Source organism: Pseudomonas sp. FH1 (genome assembly GCF_000510895.2).
Lineage (GTDB): Bacteria > Pseudomonadota > Gammaproteobacteria > Pseudomonadales > Pseudomonadaceae > Aquipseudomonas > Aquipseudomonas azotoformans_A.
Map to the genome: position 1 here is coordinate 24043 of NZ_AOHM01000041.1, position 14868 is coordinate 38910.

The 14868-nt window shown below is 55.9% G+C and carries 15 protein-coding genes; 14 read left to right on the plus strand and 1 reads right to left on the minus strand.

The genetic code is table 11. The features are described from left to right. The first annotated feature begins 127 nt into the window (after nucleotides 1–127). From H096_RS14150 to H096_RS14190, 9 genes are all read left to right on the plus strand, one after another. Nucleotides 128–2944, plus strand: a complete 2817-nt coding sequence (locus H096_RS14150) for a conjugative transfer ATPase (protein ID WP_082461586.1) — start codon at nucleotides 128–130, stop codon at nucleotides 2942–2944. Next, entirely contained in the window at nucleotides 2941–3234 is a 294-nt protein-coding gene (locus H096_RS14155) for a hypothetical protein (RefSeq protein WP_033899142.1), read from the plus strand. The genes H096_RS14150 and H096_RS14155 overlap by 4 nt, the downstream gene beginning before the upstream one ends. Then, entirely contained in the window at nucleotides 3227–3871 is a 645-nt protein-coding gene (locus H096_RS14160) for a thioredoxin domain-containing protein (protein ID WP_033899144.1), read from the plus strand. The genes H096_RS14155 and H096_RS14160 overlap by 8 nt, the downstream gene beginning before the upstream one ends. Beyond that, entirely contained in the window at nucleotides 3868–4191 is a 324-nt protein-coding gene (locus tag H096_RS14165; RefSeq protein ID WP_241495501.1) for a hypothetical protein, read from the plus strand. Before H096_RS14160 ends, H096_RS14165 begins: the two co-directional genes overlap by 4 nt. Nucleotides 4192–4343: 152 nt before the next feature. After that, nucleotides 4344–4763 (plus strand): TIGR03757 family integrating conjugative element protein, encoded by a 420-nt coding sequence (locus H096_RS14170; RefSeq protein WP_082461583.1) that lies wholly within the window; start codon nucleotides 4344–4346, stop codon nucleotides 4761–4763. Further along, on the plus strand, nucleotides 4763–5698 hold the full coding sequence (locus H096_RS14175) for a TIGR03756 family integrating conjugative element protein (RefSeq protein WP_033899145.1): 936 nt from the start codon (nucleotides 4763–4765) through the stop codon (nucleotides 5696–5698). Before H096_RS14170 ends, H096_RS14175 begins: the two co-directional genes overlap by 1 nt. 20 nt (nucleotides 5699–5718) lie before the next feature. Further along, a complete protein-coding gene (locus H096_RS14180; protein WP_033899147.1) occupies nucleotides 5719–7080 on the plus strand; it encodes an integrating conjugative element protein in 1362 nt (453 codons plus the stop codon). Nucleotides 7081–7082: 2 nt separating this feature from the next. Then, a complete protein-coding gene (locus tag H096_RS14185) occupies nucleotides 7083–7439 on the plus strand; it encodes a hypothetical protein (protein ID WP_033899149.1) in 357 nt (118 codons plus the stop codon). Then, the gene (locus H096_RS14190; protein WP_033899150.1) at nucleotides 7436–8962 is read left to right on the plus strand and encodes a conjugal transfer protein TraG N-terminal domain-containing protein; all 1527 of its coding nucleotides are present in this window, start codon (nucleotides 7436–7438) and stop codon (nucleotides 8960–8962) included. Before H096_RS14185 ends, H096_RS14190 begins: the two co-directional genes overlap by 4 nt. A gap of 40 nt (nucleotides 8963–9002) precedes the next feature. Here the strand turns inward: H096_RS14190 and H096_RS14195 are convergent, their stop codons facing one another. Then, on the minus strand, nucleotides 9003–9356 hold the full coding sequence (locus H096_RS14195) for a hypothetical protein (RefSeq protein ID WP_033899153.1): 354 nt from the start codon (nucleotides 9354–9356) through the stop codon (nucleotides 9003–9005). A gap of 113 nt (nucleotides 9357–9469) precedes the next feature. Between H096_RS14195 and H096_RS14200 the strand changes: the two genes are divergently transcribed. From H096_RS14200 to H096_RS14220, 5 genes are all read left to right on the plus strand, one after another. After that, nucleotides 9470–9748, plus strand: a complete 279-nt coding sequence (locus H096_RS14200) for a type II toxin-antitoxin system ParD family antitoxin (protein ID WP_033899156.1) — start codon at nucleotides 9470–9472, stop codon at nucleotides 9746–9748. Between the two features lie 17 nt (nucleotides 9749–9765). After that, nucleotides 9766–10110 carry a type II toxin-antitoxin system RelE/ParE family toxin gene (locus H096_RS14205; RefSeq protein ID WP_241495506.1) on the plus strand — a complete coding sequence of 115 codons (345 nt, stop codon included), beginning with the start codon at nucleotides 9766–9768 and terminating at the stop codon, nucleotides 10108–10110. 113 nt (nucleotides 10111–10223) lie between these two features. Beyond that, nucleotides 10224–11171, plus strand: coding sequence for a hypothetical protein (locus tag H096_RS14210; protein ID WP_051422040.1), 948 nt, complete (start codon nucleotides 10224–10226; stop codon nucleotides 11169–11171). Nucleotides 11172–11277: 106 nt separating this feature from the next. Continuing rightward, complete coding sequence (gene mobH, locus H096_RS14215; RefSeq protein ID WP_241495502.1) at nucleotides 11278–13164, plus strand: MobH family relaxase; 1887 nt, start codon at nucleotides 11278–11280, stop codon at nucleotides 13162–13164. Next, nucleotides 13161–14504 (plus strand): site-specific integrase, encoded by a 1344-nt coding sequence (locus tag H096_RS14220; protein WP_033899164.1) that lies wholly within the window; start codon nucleotides 13161–13163, stop codon nucleotides 14502–14504. Before mobH ends, H096_RS14220 begins: the two co-directional genes overlap by 4 nt. Nucleotides 14505–14868: the final 364 nt, after the last annotated feature.

The window sequence follows — 14868 nt, forward strand, 5'->3', positions numbered from 1 at the left end:
GCCCGTAATTGGCCAGACAGCGACAGATTACGACCAGGTCGATGGCAGTGTCGCAGCGGACAGCTCTGCCGTAAGCGATGAGGACCGCCAGGCTGCGAGTGACCGTTACATCGCCCGCCTGGAATCCATGGGTATCCCTTCGCCTATCGACTGGCAGAACCCTAAACGGCGCCCTGCGACGAAAGCAGACGTGTCGAGGATGTATGACGTCAACCCGTCGTTCGTGGACATGCTGCCATGGGCGGAATACCTGCCCGAGGAAGAGGCCATGCTCCTCGAGGATGGCGTTTCCAGAGCCGCGTTTTTCGAGCTAGTCCCGATCGGCACCGAAGGGCGCTCCGACGATTGGCTTCAACAAGCTCGTGATGCGTTGCAGGGTGTTCTGCAGGACAGCTTCGACGAGCTGGAAAGCTCACATTGGGTAGTCCAGCTATATGCCCAGGACGAAACGGATTGGGGGGATTACCTGCAGAAACTCCGGTCCTATGTTCAGCCCCGGGCAGAAAACACGGGCTTCACTGAGCTGTACCTCGCGATGTTTCGTCATCACCTGGAATCCATTTCCAAGCCTGGTGGCTTGTTCATCGACACGGCCGTCAGCCATCTACCCTGGCGCGGGCAAACACGGAAAGTCCGTTTGGTTGTCTATCGCCGGGTGAGGAAACAGGACCTCGTGGTTCGTGGACAAGAGCCTGGAGCCTACCTCAAAGCAATCTGCGATCGCCTTAAAGGATCACTGGCCAACGCCGGCGTAACGACCAAACGCATGGATGGGCACTCAATCAAGCGCTGGCTGGTCGGCTGGTTCAACCCGCACCCCGACCACCTGGGCTCGACTGATCGCGATATCCGTCGATTCTACGAAACGGTCTGCCAACCACCACGCGAACTCGAAGAGGGAGAGTTGCCCGTGGCCAGCGGTACAGACTTCTCGGAGAACTTGTTCTACCGAGAACCACGTTCGGACGTGGCCAGCGGCCTTTGGTCGTTCGACGGCATGCCACACCGGGTAGTGATGCTCGATCGCTTGAAAAATGCCCCCCTCACCGGACACCTGACTGGTGAGACAAAGCAGGCAGACGCGCTGAACTCGCTCTTCGATCGACTGCCGGAAGATACCGTACTGTGTATCACCATGGTCCCTACCCCGCAGGATCTACTTGAAGGACATCTCGAACAACTGTCTAGGAAGGCCATCGGGGACACCCAAGCGTCCAGCCACACCCGGGAGGACGTCCAGCAGGCCCGGTCCATTCTTGGGCGCAAGCACAAGCTCTACCGGGGCAGTGTCGCCTTCTTCCTCCGTGGTCAGACTAAAGCCGTGCTCGAGGAGCGCACGATTAGCTTGTGCAACGTGCTCCTCGGCGCCGGCATGCAACCGGTCCAGCCTCAGGACGAGGTAGCCCCCCTGAACAGCTACCTGCGTTGGTTACCGTGCAATTTCGACCCCAGCGAAAGCAGAGCGCTAGATTGGTACACCCAACTCATGTTCACACAGCACATCGCCAACCTGGCCCCCGTCTGGGGACGTTCGACTGGCACAGGTAACCCAGGCTTCACCCTGTCCAATCGGGGAGGAGCAACACTGACCTTCGACCCATTGAACAAGCTCGACCGTCAAATGAACGCACACCTGTTTTTGTTCGGGCCCACCGGTGCGGGTAAGTCCGCAACAGCCAACTACCTGATCATGCAAGCCATCGCACTCTACCGCCCCAGGTTATTCATCATCGAGGCCGGTAACAGCTTCGGCTTGCTGGGTGATTTCGCCAAGCGGCTCGGCCTGACCGTTAATCGAGTACGGCTCGCCCCCGGTGCCGGAGTGAGCCTCGCCCCATTCGTCGACGCAGTGCAACTTGTTAAAAATAAGGACCACGTCAAGGTCTTGAATGCGTCGGACGTGGATGCTTCGGACCAACATCTGGCCGACGCGCTGGCAGGCATGGAGGACGAACAGCGGGACATCTTGGGCGAGCTGGAGATCACGGCGCGTTTGATGATCACTGGCGGCGAATCCAAGGAAGATGCTCGACTCACTCGAGCTGACCGCAGTGCCATCCGTCAGTGCATCCTCAACGCGGCCGAGTTGTGCGTCAGCGAGAACCGCCCAGTGCTCACTGAAGACATCAGCGCAGCGCTTCAAGCGATGGCCACCGACGGAAGTCTCCCCGAAATCCGGCGCAACCGATTCATGGAGATGGCCGAGGCCATGGGGATGTTCACCATGGGCACGGAGGCCGAGATGTTCAACCGTCCTGGTACCGCCTGGCCGGAAGCTGACATCACGATCGTGGACCTGGCTACCTACGCTCGTGAGGGCTACCAGGCCCAGATGGCCATCGCCTATATCTCGCTGCTGAACACCATCAACAACATCGCAGAGCGGGACCAGTTCAAAGGTCGGCCACTGATTGCCTTCACCGACGAAGGTCACATCCCGTTGAAAGTGCCGCTGCTCTCCCCGTACTCGGTGAAGATCACCAAAATGTGGCGAAAACTTGGTGCCTGGTATTGGATGGCGACTCAGAACGTCGACGACATCCCCCCAGAAGCATCCGCGCTGCTGAACATGATCGAGTGGTGGATCTGCTTGAACATGCCACCAGACGAGGTAGAAAAGATCGCCCGCTTCCGTGAGCTCACGGCGGCACAAAAGACGATGATGCTCTCGGCAAGGAAGGAAAACGGCAAGTTCACCGAGGGTATTGTCCTGGCCAAGCGAATCGAGATGCTGTTCCGGGTGGTGCCTCCCAGCTTGTGCCTCGCCCTCGCCATGACCGAGCCAGAAGAAAAGCGACAACGGTACGAAACCATGCAGGCTCTCGGCTGCGATGAACTACACGCCGCACTGCAGGTGGCCGCTGACTTGGACCGCAAACGCGGCATCACCCCATTTCCCATCACCTTTCCCGAAACGAAGAAGGCTGCGGAGCGCATGGCATGAGAGTCATGAATACCCTGACCCAGAACATCATTGATAGCCTGACCCAACTGCTCAAGGACCCCGGGCACGACACTCTCCAGTCGCTTTCGGTATGCGCACCAGTGCTCATTGACGAGCTGCAACAGATCAAAAATAACGCCCTCGATCGCCGTGACATCATTCCCCAAATCCAGGTCGTCTTGGATGAGTGGCTAAAACAGCATCCCCAACCGGAGGGAGCCATCCAGGATCTCCAAGCCGCCTTGCAGCGACTGGGCCAGCTTGGTGCCATGGGGGGAAAGCATGCGTGACCTCAGGTTCAAGACCATCATGCTCTGCATCGTTGTAATCGCGGGCTTCGGCACTTGCTGGCAGCTTGCAAAGTCCACTAGTGCCAGAAGCCCCGATGAGACTTGGTATTTCGGCCCCTCGAATGCCCGGTGGGTGATCACTGAGTACGCCGATCTCGAATGCCCTTATTGCAGGGCATATACGCCCCAACTGAAGCGATGGGTGAGTGAGCAGAAGAACGTGAAGCTCGCGTGGCATCACGTTCCCCTCGATATCCATGGCGTTGCTGCACTCTCAGAGGCACGACTCGTTCAATGCGCAGGGTATTTAGGGGGGCCGGCAGTGTTCTGGCAGGCGATCGACCAGGTGCTGCTACGCACACGAGGTAATGGACAGGGGGTTGCAGAAGAGTTGGAGCTACCCGATGTCTCCGCTGAGTCTCTTTCCAGTTGCGCTAGAACAAAATTGGACATCCACGCAGTGGTTGATAGGCAGTTGGTTGAAGCCAAACGCCGCGGCATCACCGCCACCCCTACGATTGAGGTCACTGACAGCCAGACCGGGCACAGCGTTCGACTAGAGGGGCCAGTGGACAGTACCGCACTGCTGTCGGTGATTGATGCTCTGGCCGCGCAGCGCAAGGAGGAGACAAGGTGATAATCAAGCTCACCGTCTCGTGCATCGACAACAATGACGAAGAAAGCAACCTGCCAAGCAGGTTCTTTCCAAGCGCAGGCTCCGGACATGGATGGTTCCAACTTGAGCCGGCCACAGAGGAGTTCCCCTCCCACTCAGTGCTAAGCAGAGCTCTTCAGGAGTGGAATGACGATTGTGTCCTCATGGAATACGACGCGACCACAGGCAAAGGACGCTTCGTGATCGTCGACTGGTATGCGCCGACTTCTGGAACTGTAATTGAGCTGGGCCATGTCGGCGATGCGGGGGCAATAGACCGTAAAATATCGTTATCAGACTAAGTCCTCCCAAAGCCTGGTGGCAGGCCTACGCTGCGCTAAGGCCCCCTCCTCCCCTCTCGCAAAAATCCAAGCCTCCTGGGTTATCTATTTCCTGCTGAACCTAGTGGACCGATCCGTTTTCCTGTACCGGTCCCCACTTCAGGTGCAGCCTCATGATCAATATTCCCCAACCTTCGTGGCTAGCAGTCCCTGTGCTCATCGTCGCGTTGGCCACCGGCACCGCCCAGGGCGAGACCTGGGCCGTAACAGACTCAGCGCACCCACTGACCTCCGTCCCAGCAGATGTGCGTGTCATAAAGCTCGATGACCAACAGCGCATCGAGGAGCAGTTGTCCAAGAAGCTGCCTCCCAATCCGCACCAGGCAGCCCTCGCCGCACGACAGCTAATGAACTCTCCGGCCGGGGCAGCACTGATGCAACAGTTGGCCATCGCCCAACAGGGCAATGCTGATGCCTGGAGTGTCGGTATCTCGAAGGTGCCGGCGGTGGTCGTCGATCGCCGATATGTTGTGTACGGCCAAGCCGACGTGACAGCAGCCATGCAAACCATCAACCGGGCAAGGGGACGATGATGAGGCGAATCTCGCGACTCACCCTGGCTGGCGTTCTGACGTCGGCGCTACCGTTCTCAGCCTCTGCAGCCATCAGCTCGGCAGCGATCCTCGCCTCCACCAGCTCGCCCACCTGCCTGGAATACAAGGTGGTTGGCATCTGCTACTGGCTTCTCTGCACCCCCTTTGGCTGCAAGGTGAAAACCTCAACCAAAGTCCGGCATTACATCCCCGACGCAGTGGTATCCGCCTACGCCAATACAGGGGGCAACCCCTGGACAGAGGTGAGCCCTATGGGCGCGCCCAACGCGACAGCGCAGGCCGGTAACGATGGCACCACGAACCACAACGCCGAAAACAACATCACAAAGTTTAAGGAAGCCGATGTTATCGGCCATCCAGGCGCAGCGGTGTTCAACCAGTTCGTCAGCTCTTCTGGCTACTCCTGCCACGGCGCGACCACGCCTTACGTGCCCTACATGCTCAGCACGTTGGACACACTCGCTTGGCGCTACGGCGTTCCCGAGTCCGTCTACCCGGAAGCCCTGGTCCCTGGCATGCGTGAAGTCGGAGGGCTTCTATCAGGCAACATATGGGGGAGCATCTACCCACGTAGCGGATTCATCCACCAGGTCGACGATTTTAAAGCCGGTGCAGTTATCGCCCAGCGTGCCGGTGACATCACAACACGCGTCGGACAACCCCACGTGTACCTGCCAATGCGCTCCCAACCAGAACCAGGCTACTGGCCTGCCGGTGAATTGATAGAAGGTGACGCCAGCACAGGCAAGTGGCAGCAACTCACACCAACCATGAGCCCCACCTGCGCCGTATTCCCCTCCCCCGCCCCTAACGCCGACGCGGTCGACGAAGCCTATGCCTGGGCCCTCTGGCGGCCCTATTCATGCTGCCAGCGCAAGGGCCAAACCTTCCTGGGGAGCACTGACTTCCAATGAGATATGACCTGGAGAGTTCTATGAACAAACTAACCGCCGCCATCATTCTCGCCGCTGGCATGGGCAGCACCTGGTGCTTGGCTGAGGCCGCCGACCCGATCAAGGTCGAATCCCAGGGCAGCGTGATTGGGGACGACGTGCTCTACAGTATCGGCGGCGGCAGTGCTGTCCAGATGGGCAGCGCTGGCCAGATGGAAAGCATCACCGTCGGCGGTGGGTGGCAAAACAATCTGGTCTGCGGAAACATGGACCTTAGCAACACTCTGCAGAACCAGCTGAACGGGACAACCCAGGGCTTCCAGCAGATCATGAGCAGCGTCATCCAGAACGCGACCGGCGCAGTCACGTCACTGCCGGCACTGATCCTGCAGCGGGCCAATCCCGCCCTGTACAACCTGCTGACGAACGGGATTCTGCAGGCGCGCCTCGACTACGACCGATCGAAGGGAACCTGCAGAGCGATGGCGGAGCGGATGGCCGACATCGCCGGAGGCCAGATGGGATGGGGCAAAGTTGCCGAGGGGCAGAAGATGGGGCAGGCCCTGACATCGAGCAACGATGCCGTTGCAGTAGTCAACAAGGTCGAGGAAGCACCGGGGACCAATGGCGTGACATGGGTAGGCGGCAAACAGGCCGGTGGCAACGGGCAGCAGCCCATCAAAGTGGTCGGGGATGTCGCCAAGGCAGGCTACAACCTCCTCAACAACCGCGCGGCTCAGGACACCTCGAGCATTCCGCAGTCCAGTTGCTCCAATGGACTGGTATGCGGCAGTTGGGAGTCACCGGCCGAAGCCGCTCAGTTCGCAAACCGGGTCCTGGGGGAGCAGCAGATCCAGACCTGTGAAGGCTGCGCCACCACCTCGACTCCGGGTGTGGGCCTAACGCCACTGATCCAGGAAACATACGACAAAAAGCTCGCGGCACTGCAGGAGCTCTTGAAGCCGGGAACACAGATCACATCCGAGAAGCTGCGTGAGGCAAGCAGCGACTCCCTCCCCATTACCCGCGGCGTCGTTACAGCCCTTCGTGACGAACGGGATCAGGCAGTGTTGGCCTCCCGCCTGGCATCCGAGGTCGCTCTAGCTGATGTCCTGGAGAAAGGACTGCTGCTGCAGCGCATGCTTATTACGGGCAGCAAGGAACCCAACGTGAATGCGAACAAGTTGGCCGTTGAGGCAACAAACGGGCAGGTCGACACGCTTCAGCAGCTCATCACGAACCTCAAGACCGAGCTCGAAATGCGGCAGCAGCTCGCGAACAACTCCCCGATGAAAATCATCGAGCGCAGCAAGGCGCGCTCTGAAAACTCTCGCACGATTTACGACGCGGCGCCTGAACAGGATCGCTTGCTTCAGTTGCAGAAGCCTGCAGACAAGGAGTGACCATGTCCAAAGATGTCGAGAAAAAAATCTCCCCCCTGAAAGTCCTGCTGGGAGGCGTGGCTTTGAGCGTGGTGATGCTGCTGCTAAGCGTGTTGCTCGGCATCATCGCGGTCAATCACCTGGGCGTCTTCGACACCTGGTTGAAGTGGCGTGAGGGCAATTACCTGCCACTGCTGCTCTGGCGACTGGCCCTCTACGGCAGCATCGTCTTCGCCTGGTTGAAGCTCAAGGCGCGCCTGCCCGGGGCTGAAGATGGGCAACCATCCAAGGGTACTCAGCGGATCGAGTTCCTGGTGCTCCTGCTGTTCGTGATCATCGAGATCTCGAAGGCGCCAATCACCTGGTCGGAGGTGCTATGACGCTCAACACGAACGACTACCTGGAGTATTACCTCACCCTCGTGGGGTGGATCATCAACAACGGGATCTGGGACATGATCTCCGACACGGGCCTGTTTGCCCTGCCCTTCATCATCATTGTGGCCCGTGAGTGGATCAAGGTGCGAGGAGAAGGCGCAGACGAGGGGAACAAGGGGGTGCTGTCCCTGGCTCGCATTGAAACCCAGCTATACGTCGGGTATGTGGTCGTTTCACTTTGTGCTGTGCCAGCCATCTCCGTGGGGTTTGACACTCTGCAGTTCGACCAGGCGCGAGGAAAGCAGTGCCAGGTACTGACGCCGGCGCCCTCGGAGACAGGCTGGAACACGACATTCAGCTCCTTGGCCGGCAAGAGCGCGAAGGTGCCGGTATGGTGGGCCCTCGTACACGCGCTGTCCAAGGGGTTGAATAGCGGAGCTGTTGCAGCAATCCCCTGCGGAACGGACCTCAGACAGATGCGCATGGAGGTCGACGCGATGAGGATCGGCAACCCCATCCTCGCCCAGGAGGTTGCAGACTTCACCCACGATTGTTTCGGTCCTTCTCGGGCGCGTCTGTTCATGCGTCAGCCAGATATTGGATCGATCGCCAAAGACCAGAAGGCTCTGCAGGACCTGAACTGGATCGGGTCCCGCTACCTGCTGAATACGGCTGGTTACTACGACACGGATTACTCCAGAACACCACGTACATCCTGGCCGTATGACACAAAACGAGATGATGGCATGCCCCAGGTAACCGGGGGTGGTGGATACCCCACCTGCAAGCAGTGGTGGTCAGATGGAAACATCGGCCTGCGGGACCGACTGAAAGCCCAGGTCGATCCAAGCCTGCTGAACCAGTTCCTCGGGTGGGCAAAGTGGTTGTCCCAGGAGGAAGTAACCGACTCAATGATTCGCCAGCTCGTGTCACCATCCAGCCAGGTCAACGGAGACGTCTATACCGATTACGGTGGTCAGATAGGCGGAACAGCCTGGAACGGTCTCGCCCGTGCAGGCGGGACGCTTGGGGTCGCCGTGGGCTCACTGGCCTACTTCCCCGGAATGGACATGGTGCGGCAAGCCCTACCGATGGTAGTGGCCTTCCTCAAGATGGCTATGGTCATCTGCATTCCACTGGTACTTATAATCGGCGCGTATCAACTGAAGGTCGCCATGACCATGTCAGTAACAATGTTCGCCTTAATATTCGTAGACTTCTGGTTTCAACTGGCAAGATGGGTCGACAGCACAATCATCGACGTTTTGTATGGTTCGGGCTCGCCGCACTTGTCCTTTGATCCAGTGATGGGCTTAAACACCACTACTCAAGACGCGATTCTAAATTTCGTCATGGGGTCGATGTTCATCATTCTCCCAACATTCTGGGTAGTTGCTCTCGGCTGGGCAGGGATACAGACGGGGAATATTATCGGAGGGCTCACCAACGGTACGAAAGATATTCAAACCGCCGGAGCGCAAGGGGGGAGCGTCGCTAAGGACGCAGTAAAATCTGCTTCAACATAGATAGATATAACCAGAAACCTGGCCATATCCTAGGAGTAAATCAATCCTTGAAGTGCATATTGTAATCAGGATGCTCGTGTTCACCGTAGAATGGTGCTCTGTACGAGTCATCGTCGGTTCCGCGAGCATGAACGTCCTCTTTCAACATGCCTGAAAGCAGGCTTGAGTTGCCTGTCGACAAAGCCCAGACCAACAGCCCAAAACAGCCAACGCTTAGTAGTAAGGAAATAATCGCGCTCAACGAGTTGGTTAGGATCAGAGCTAAGGTGGTAAAAACCACCACTCTTTTGCCCCAGCGAATCAGTGAATTTTTGTCGAAGAGGCAGAATCGTACCACTGCACCAGAGGCCCGGCCCAAGCGGAAGGCAATCGAGTGATTGGTGGCTGCAGTCATGATCCATCTCCTTAACTCTGTGAGAGCACCTTGCCATCAGATATACGACACCTTTGGCATTTTCGCAAGAGGTATGGCATAAAACGCCATCACTACTCATCAGGTTCGCATCCATGGCCACCCACAACGTCGTCGTTCCAAAGCCAATGGAGCGGTCCATTGATGATCTAGTCAACACTGGTCGGTACCAGAACTTCAGCGAGGTCGTGCGTGCAGGCATCCGGATGCTGCTCGAGCATGAAGCAGCTGAGGCAGCCAGACTCGAAGCACTGCGAAACGCTACATCAGTGGGAATCATGCAGATCGAAGCAGGCCAGTACGATGAAATCGATCCAGCCAATCTTGCAGCCTTCCTCGACAATCGTGGAAGACTAGCGAGCGATAAAGCATGAGTCAGGTCATGGTTCGTATGTCACCCCAGGCATGTACCGATATCACCGATACGCTCCGCTTTACGCAGGCGCGGCTCGGTGAGTCCGTCAGGAATCAGTATCAAGACCTGCTACAGACAACACTCCATTCCATTGCAGAACAGCCGACACTGCCCGGTAGCAAAGTTCGCGATGAGCTTTCGCCAGGTCTTCGCAGCCTGCACCTGTCATTCAACGTGCTGCATGTGGCTGGCGGCCGCATGATCAGCCCCAGACATATAGTGTTCTACCGTACTGGGAGGGACCAAATCGTTGAGGTCCTTCGAGTTCTCCACGACGCAATGGAAGTTGCTCAGTGTTTGAGTCACCTGCATCAGGAATAAAAGGTAAATGGCATAGGAGCAAAAGGGGTTGAACGGATAATGGAATGGATCACAAGGGTAAAAGCCTTACCTGAAAGGGCTGCCAAACTGAAACGGTTGAAAGGACGTAAGAAATGAGCTTCCTCGGGAAAATGGTCCGCCTTGCCACGGTACACCCGCCGTTTATCAACAGCATGAGCAAAGATTTTAAAGACGAAGCTAATTCAGCTTTCGCCGCAAAGCTGAAACTCAGCAAGTTATACATGATCGGAGCTAGACCGCGAACGGAGTTTGGCGATGTACAAATAATCGACACAGTAAATGACATTGCGCGAGTGGAAATTAAGCTGGCCGGAGAGACGGTTGACTGGGGCTTAATTAACCTACAAGCCAATGTCCCTCTTGGGGGCGCGGTACATGCGGCCTGGGACGATCAAATCATTCAGATCGGGCACAGCCGTCCAGCTCCTGGCGAAAAGATGCACTCACACACCTGGTATACCCCCGATTCAGTCTACTGGGAAAAATCGAGGGGCAACCCAAATTTACAAGGGTTCGACAATCACGCTATCGTTTGCAACTACGACCTACTGTATGTCGGAATAGCTAACAAACAGGATAGCTTTGAGCGACTTTTGAAGAAAGCACATCAAGGTCGAGTCGAAATACTTACAGAAGAAAAGATTCGGTACCCAACCCCATCGAATCGAGTTTCAGACGAAATAGTCCTATTCTTCTTCGACATTGACCCACTTGTGATTCAGCAATGGTCACCTGAGGATGAGATGGATGACATCATCTTGGATATTAATAGCCCGCGCACTATAGCCGATGCCGAAAAAGCATTTGTCAGCCTACTGAAGCCCGAATACAACAATATTCAGTTCAAAGAGTATCCAAGAGGAAAGGATGGATTGTACGGCTCAGGCTTCAACATCTATCAATACGTAATTTTTGAAAATTTCACTTTTAATACTCCATCTGGATCATTCATAGGTTCGAGAAATGAATTTGGACTGGGTAGCTCCGGGCACACCATCGTCGTCGAGGGGGACAATGTGACACTCTACCCACCCGAATGATGGCCATCTGCCAAGAAATCCACACACTCAGGAATTCGCTTTACCGTTGATGCCATCTTGGCATTAAGAGAAAAGCCCGCTCCATGCAAACCTCATGGAGCACTTTATGCACCTCATCTCCTGGCTTAGCCGCAAAATGGCTAGACCAACGCCAGAAGCCTCTCCGCAAGGCTTCCACCTGCCGGCGAAGGCTGCTGCTCTCCTCCAAAGCCCACTCCGCCAGCAGCTCCTGGAGAACATTTGGCGCCGGGCTTCGCTCTCGCGAGCTCAGTTCAACACCCTCTACCTGAAGCCGCTTGAGCGCTACGCCGAGCTGGTTCAACTGCTCCCCGCTTCCGAAAACCATCACCATGCGCATCTTGGAGGCCTCTTGGACCATGGCCTGGAGATTATGGCTTACGCCCTCAAGATCCGTCAGACACACCTTTTGCCGATCGGAGCGCCACCGGAATCGCAGTCAGCTCAAGCCGAGGCATGGACTGCAGCAGCAGCCTACGGGGCGTTGCTGCACGACTTGGGAAAGATCGCAGTTGACCTCCGTGTCGAGCTCGAAGATGGCCGAGCGTGGCACCCATGGCACGGCCCGATCAGTCGTCCCTACCGGTTCAAATACGTGAAAGGTAGGGAGTACCAACTGCACGGTGCTGCTTCAGCCCTTGTGTATATGCAGGTCCTGGACAACGGAATTCTGGACTGGCTCAGTGGCTTCCCTGAACTGTGGAAACAGTTAATCTACCTCCTTGCCGGTCAATACGAGCACGCCGGCATCCTTGGCGAAATGGTAGTCCAGGCGGACAAAGCTTCCGTAGCCCAGCAACTGGGAGGAAATCCGGAACGCGCGCTTACAGCCCCCAAACAATCTCTACAGCGACAACTGGCGGACGGTCTGCGATTCCTGGTGCGAGAGAAGCTCAAGCTCAACCATCCGGACGGACCAGCGGATGGTTGGCTGACTCAGGATGCGCTTTGGCTGGTGAGTAAACCTACAGCAGACCAACTCCGGGCATACATGCTGACCCAGGGCATTGAGGGAGTACCAACCTCCAACGCCCCGTTTTTCAACATGCTCCAAGACCAGGCAATTATCCAGACCAACGCGCAGGATAAGGCGATTTGGAAAGCCACCATCGACAACGGACGCGGCTGGAAAAACAGCTTCACTTTCTTGAAGGTCTCCCCGGCCCTCGTCTGGCCCAATCCGGACGATCGCCCCCCTCAGTACGGCGGATCGCTCACCCAGGAGCAGGAAGCAGAAGCAGCCACACCACCGAGTCCAAGTGGAGAAACAGTCTGTGCGGTACCCGAGGATCCAGTCGAATCCAATAACGATGCACCTAAACCAACTTCACGACCACGCCCTTTGATACAGCCAAGTCCAAGCGAAGGGATCCAATCATCTGAGCGCGAAGAACTCTTGTCATTGTATAGTGATATCACTGCGCCACTAGAAGAGCTAAATGCTAGCCGAGGCTCAACAGAAGCCGCCTCTCCTCACCATAAAGGAATAGAAGAGGTAGAGCCGGCTGAAAATTCTCTAGCAGCCACAGCAAGGAATGCTGAACCAAAAGATGTCACCACAATGCCTACGAATAGTGCACTGGGAAGGGATTTCATCGCTTGGATAAAAGCAGGCGTCGCCTCCCACAAATTGATCATCAACGACACCAAGGCCCTGATTCATACCGTCGACGACACAGCTATGCTCGTAACTCCGGGGATTTTCAAGCGATATGCGCTTGAGCATCCGGAGCTTGCAAAAAATGTCGGTAAACAGGGAACAACCACTTGGCAATATGTACAACGCGCATTTGAGAAAGAGAAGAGCCACCAGAAGACCAGCAAGCAGTTGAACATCTGGACCTACGATGTCATAGGCCCCAGAAAGACTACGCAGTTAAGGGGCTACCTTCTTCTTGACCCGAGGCTGATTCTCCCCGAGCAGCCCATGAATAACCCAAGCTTACGCAGGGCGACTGAAGGGGTCACAGAATGACGCCTCAGGATCTGTTACAGGAGTACCTGATCGACCATGACCTCAGGAGGGCGAGCGCCAAGATTTACGGTGCAGCCATGAAGTCTCTGGAAAAACATTTTGGCAAGGCTGTCGATGTAGAGACGATCGATCGCAGAGACATCCTCGCCTGGCGGAACAAGGTCATTGAGGGAGGTCTGTCAAAGCGCAGTTGGAACACTTACTCAAACCACCTGCGCACGATATGGGGCTATGGCATCGAGTACGGAAGCCTCGCAAACGCAGGTACCAACCCCTTCAAGAAAACCACCGTCATCGCCCCGAAACGACCGAGCAAGATTATCGCAGGCGATGCGATTAACAGTGCGCGGCGCTGGCTCACCAACCTGGTTGAACAGGAGGAGTCCACTGGCGAGCGAGCTAGGATCACTCCCGCATGGTTCTGGCTGGCCACGTTCGAGCTGTTCTATTACACAGGCATGCGTTTGAACGCCCTTCTATGCATCAGAGTTCGAGATATCGACTGGTCTAAAAAGCTAATTTACATAAATGCTGAAGTAGAGAAAACACACAGAGGATTCTGTGTCCCCATAATGAAGGGGTTAGAACCACACATACAAAGAATTCTGAGAGCGGCCTCAGATCTGGGCTTCTCCGATGAAGATCAGCTCTTCAATGTAAATCGATTTTCGATCCACTACAGATCCAAAATAATGAACATTGATCAAATAGAGGGTATGTATAAAAAACTCACCAATGCCTTTGGCATTCGGATGACCCCTCACAGATTTCGGCATACTCTGGCTACCGACCTAATGCGTCAACCAGACCGCAATATTCACCTGACAAAGACACTGCTCAACCATTCAAACATCGCGACGACCATGAGTTACATCGAGGTCGACTACGAGCATATGCGAGCTGTACTGGATGAGCGCAGTCTGTACCAAGGGGCGGTTAGACTCGAACGTCAGGAAGACCTTACTCGCCCCACCCCCTCTCCCCCCAAACCCTGTCCATTAGAAGCTGACGATAGGCAGCACGGCTCTGAAGAACTTGAACCGAGCGCTGTAAAGGATGCAGCTGCAGAAGTTGCCAGCTTACCCGAGGTCAAGACTCCCACGGCCTGTGAGTTACTCAGCGCACTGCCAAGACAGAAGCGCCCAGAGAAGTACCCTCTGGAGCTGATCTGCGAACCCATGACAGGTCTCTCGCATGACCTAGGCTGGGAAGGACCGGGAACTCTTTGGGCTGATCTTGGAATTCCTCCATGCGGTCAGTCAGAGGACTCGTTCGATCCAGCCACGCTGATGGACATCGTGCCAATCCAAAACGTCGTAGGCTCATATAGGTGGAACTGACACCTAAGCGATAGCTGGTCCAGATTGAAGGATGCCAGATTTGGTAGGTCCCACTGTGGCCGAAAAACGATTATCTGCATCAGCTATGACGCTGTTTTTTCAGGTTTTTTCGGAAAGTTCGTCTGGCATCAAACTTTCAAAAAGGGTTATGGATTTTTCTTGATTTTTAAAACGAAAAAGCCCGCAAACCGTTTAAGGTAGCGGGCTATTTCATATTGACATCACGCTGAAGCGCGCCTAAGGTTCGCTCCAGACGGCAGCACGACTAGGTTGGCTGTGACAGGCCTTCCCTTCCTAGTACATACGAACCGCTGTGAAAAATGGTGGGTCGTGTGGGATTCGAACCTACGACCAATTGGTTAAA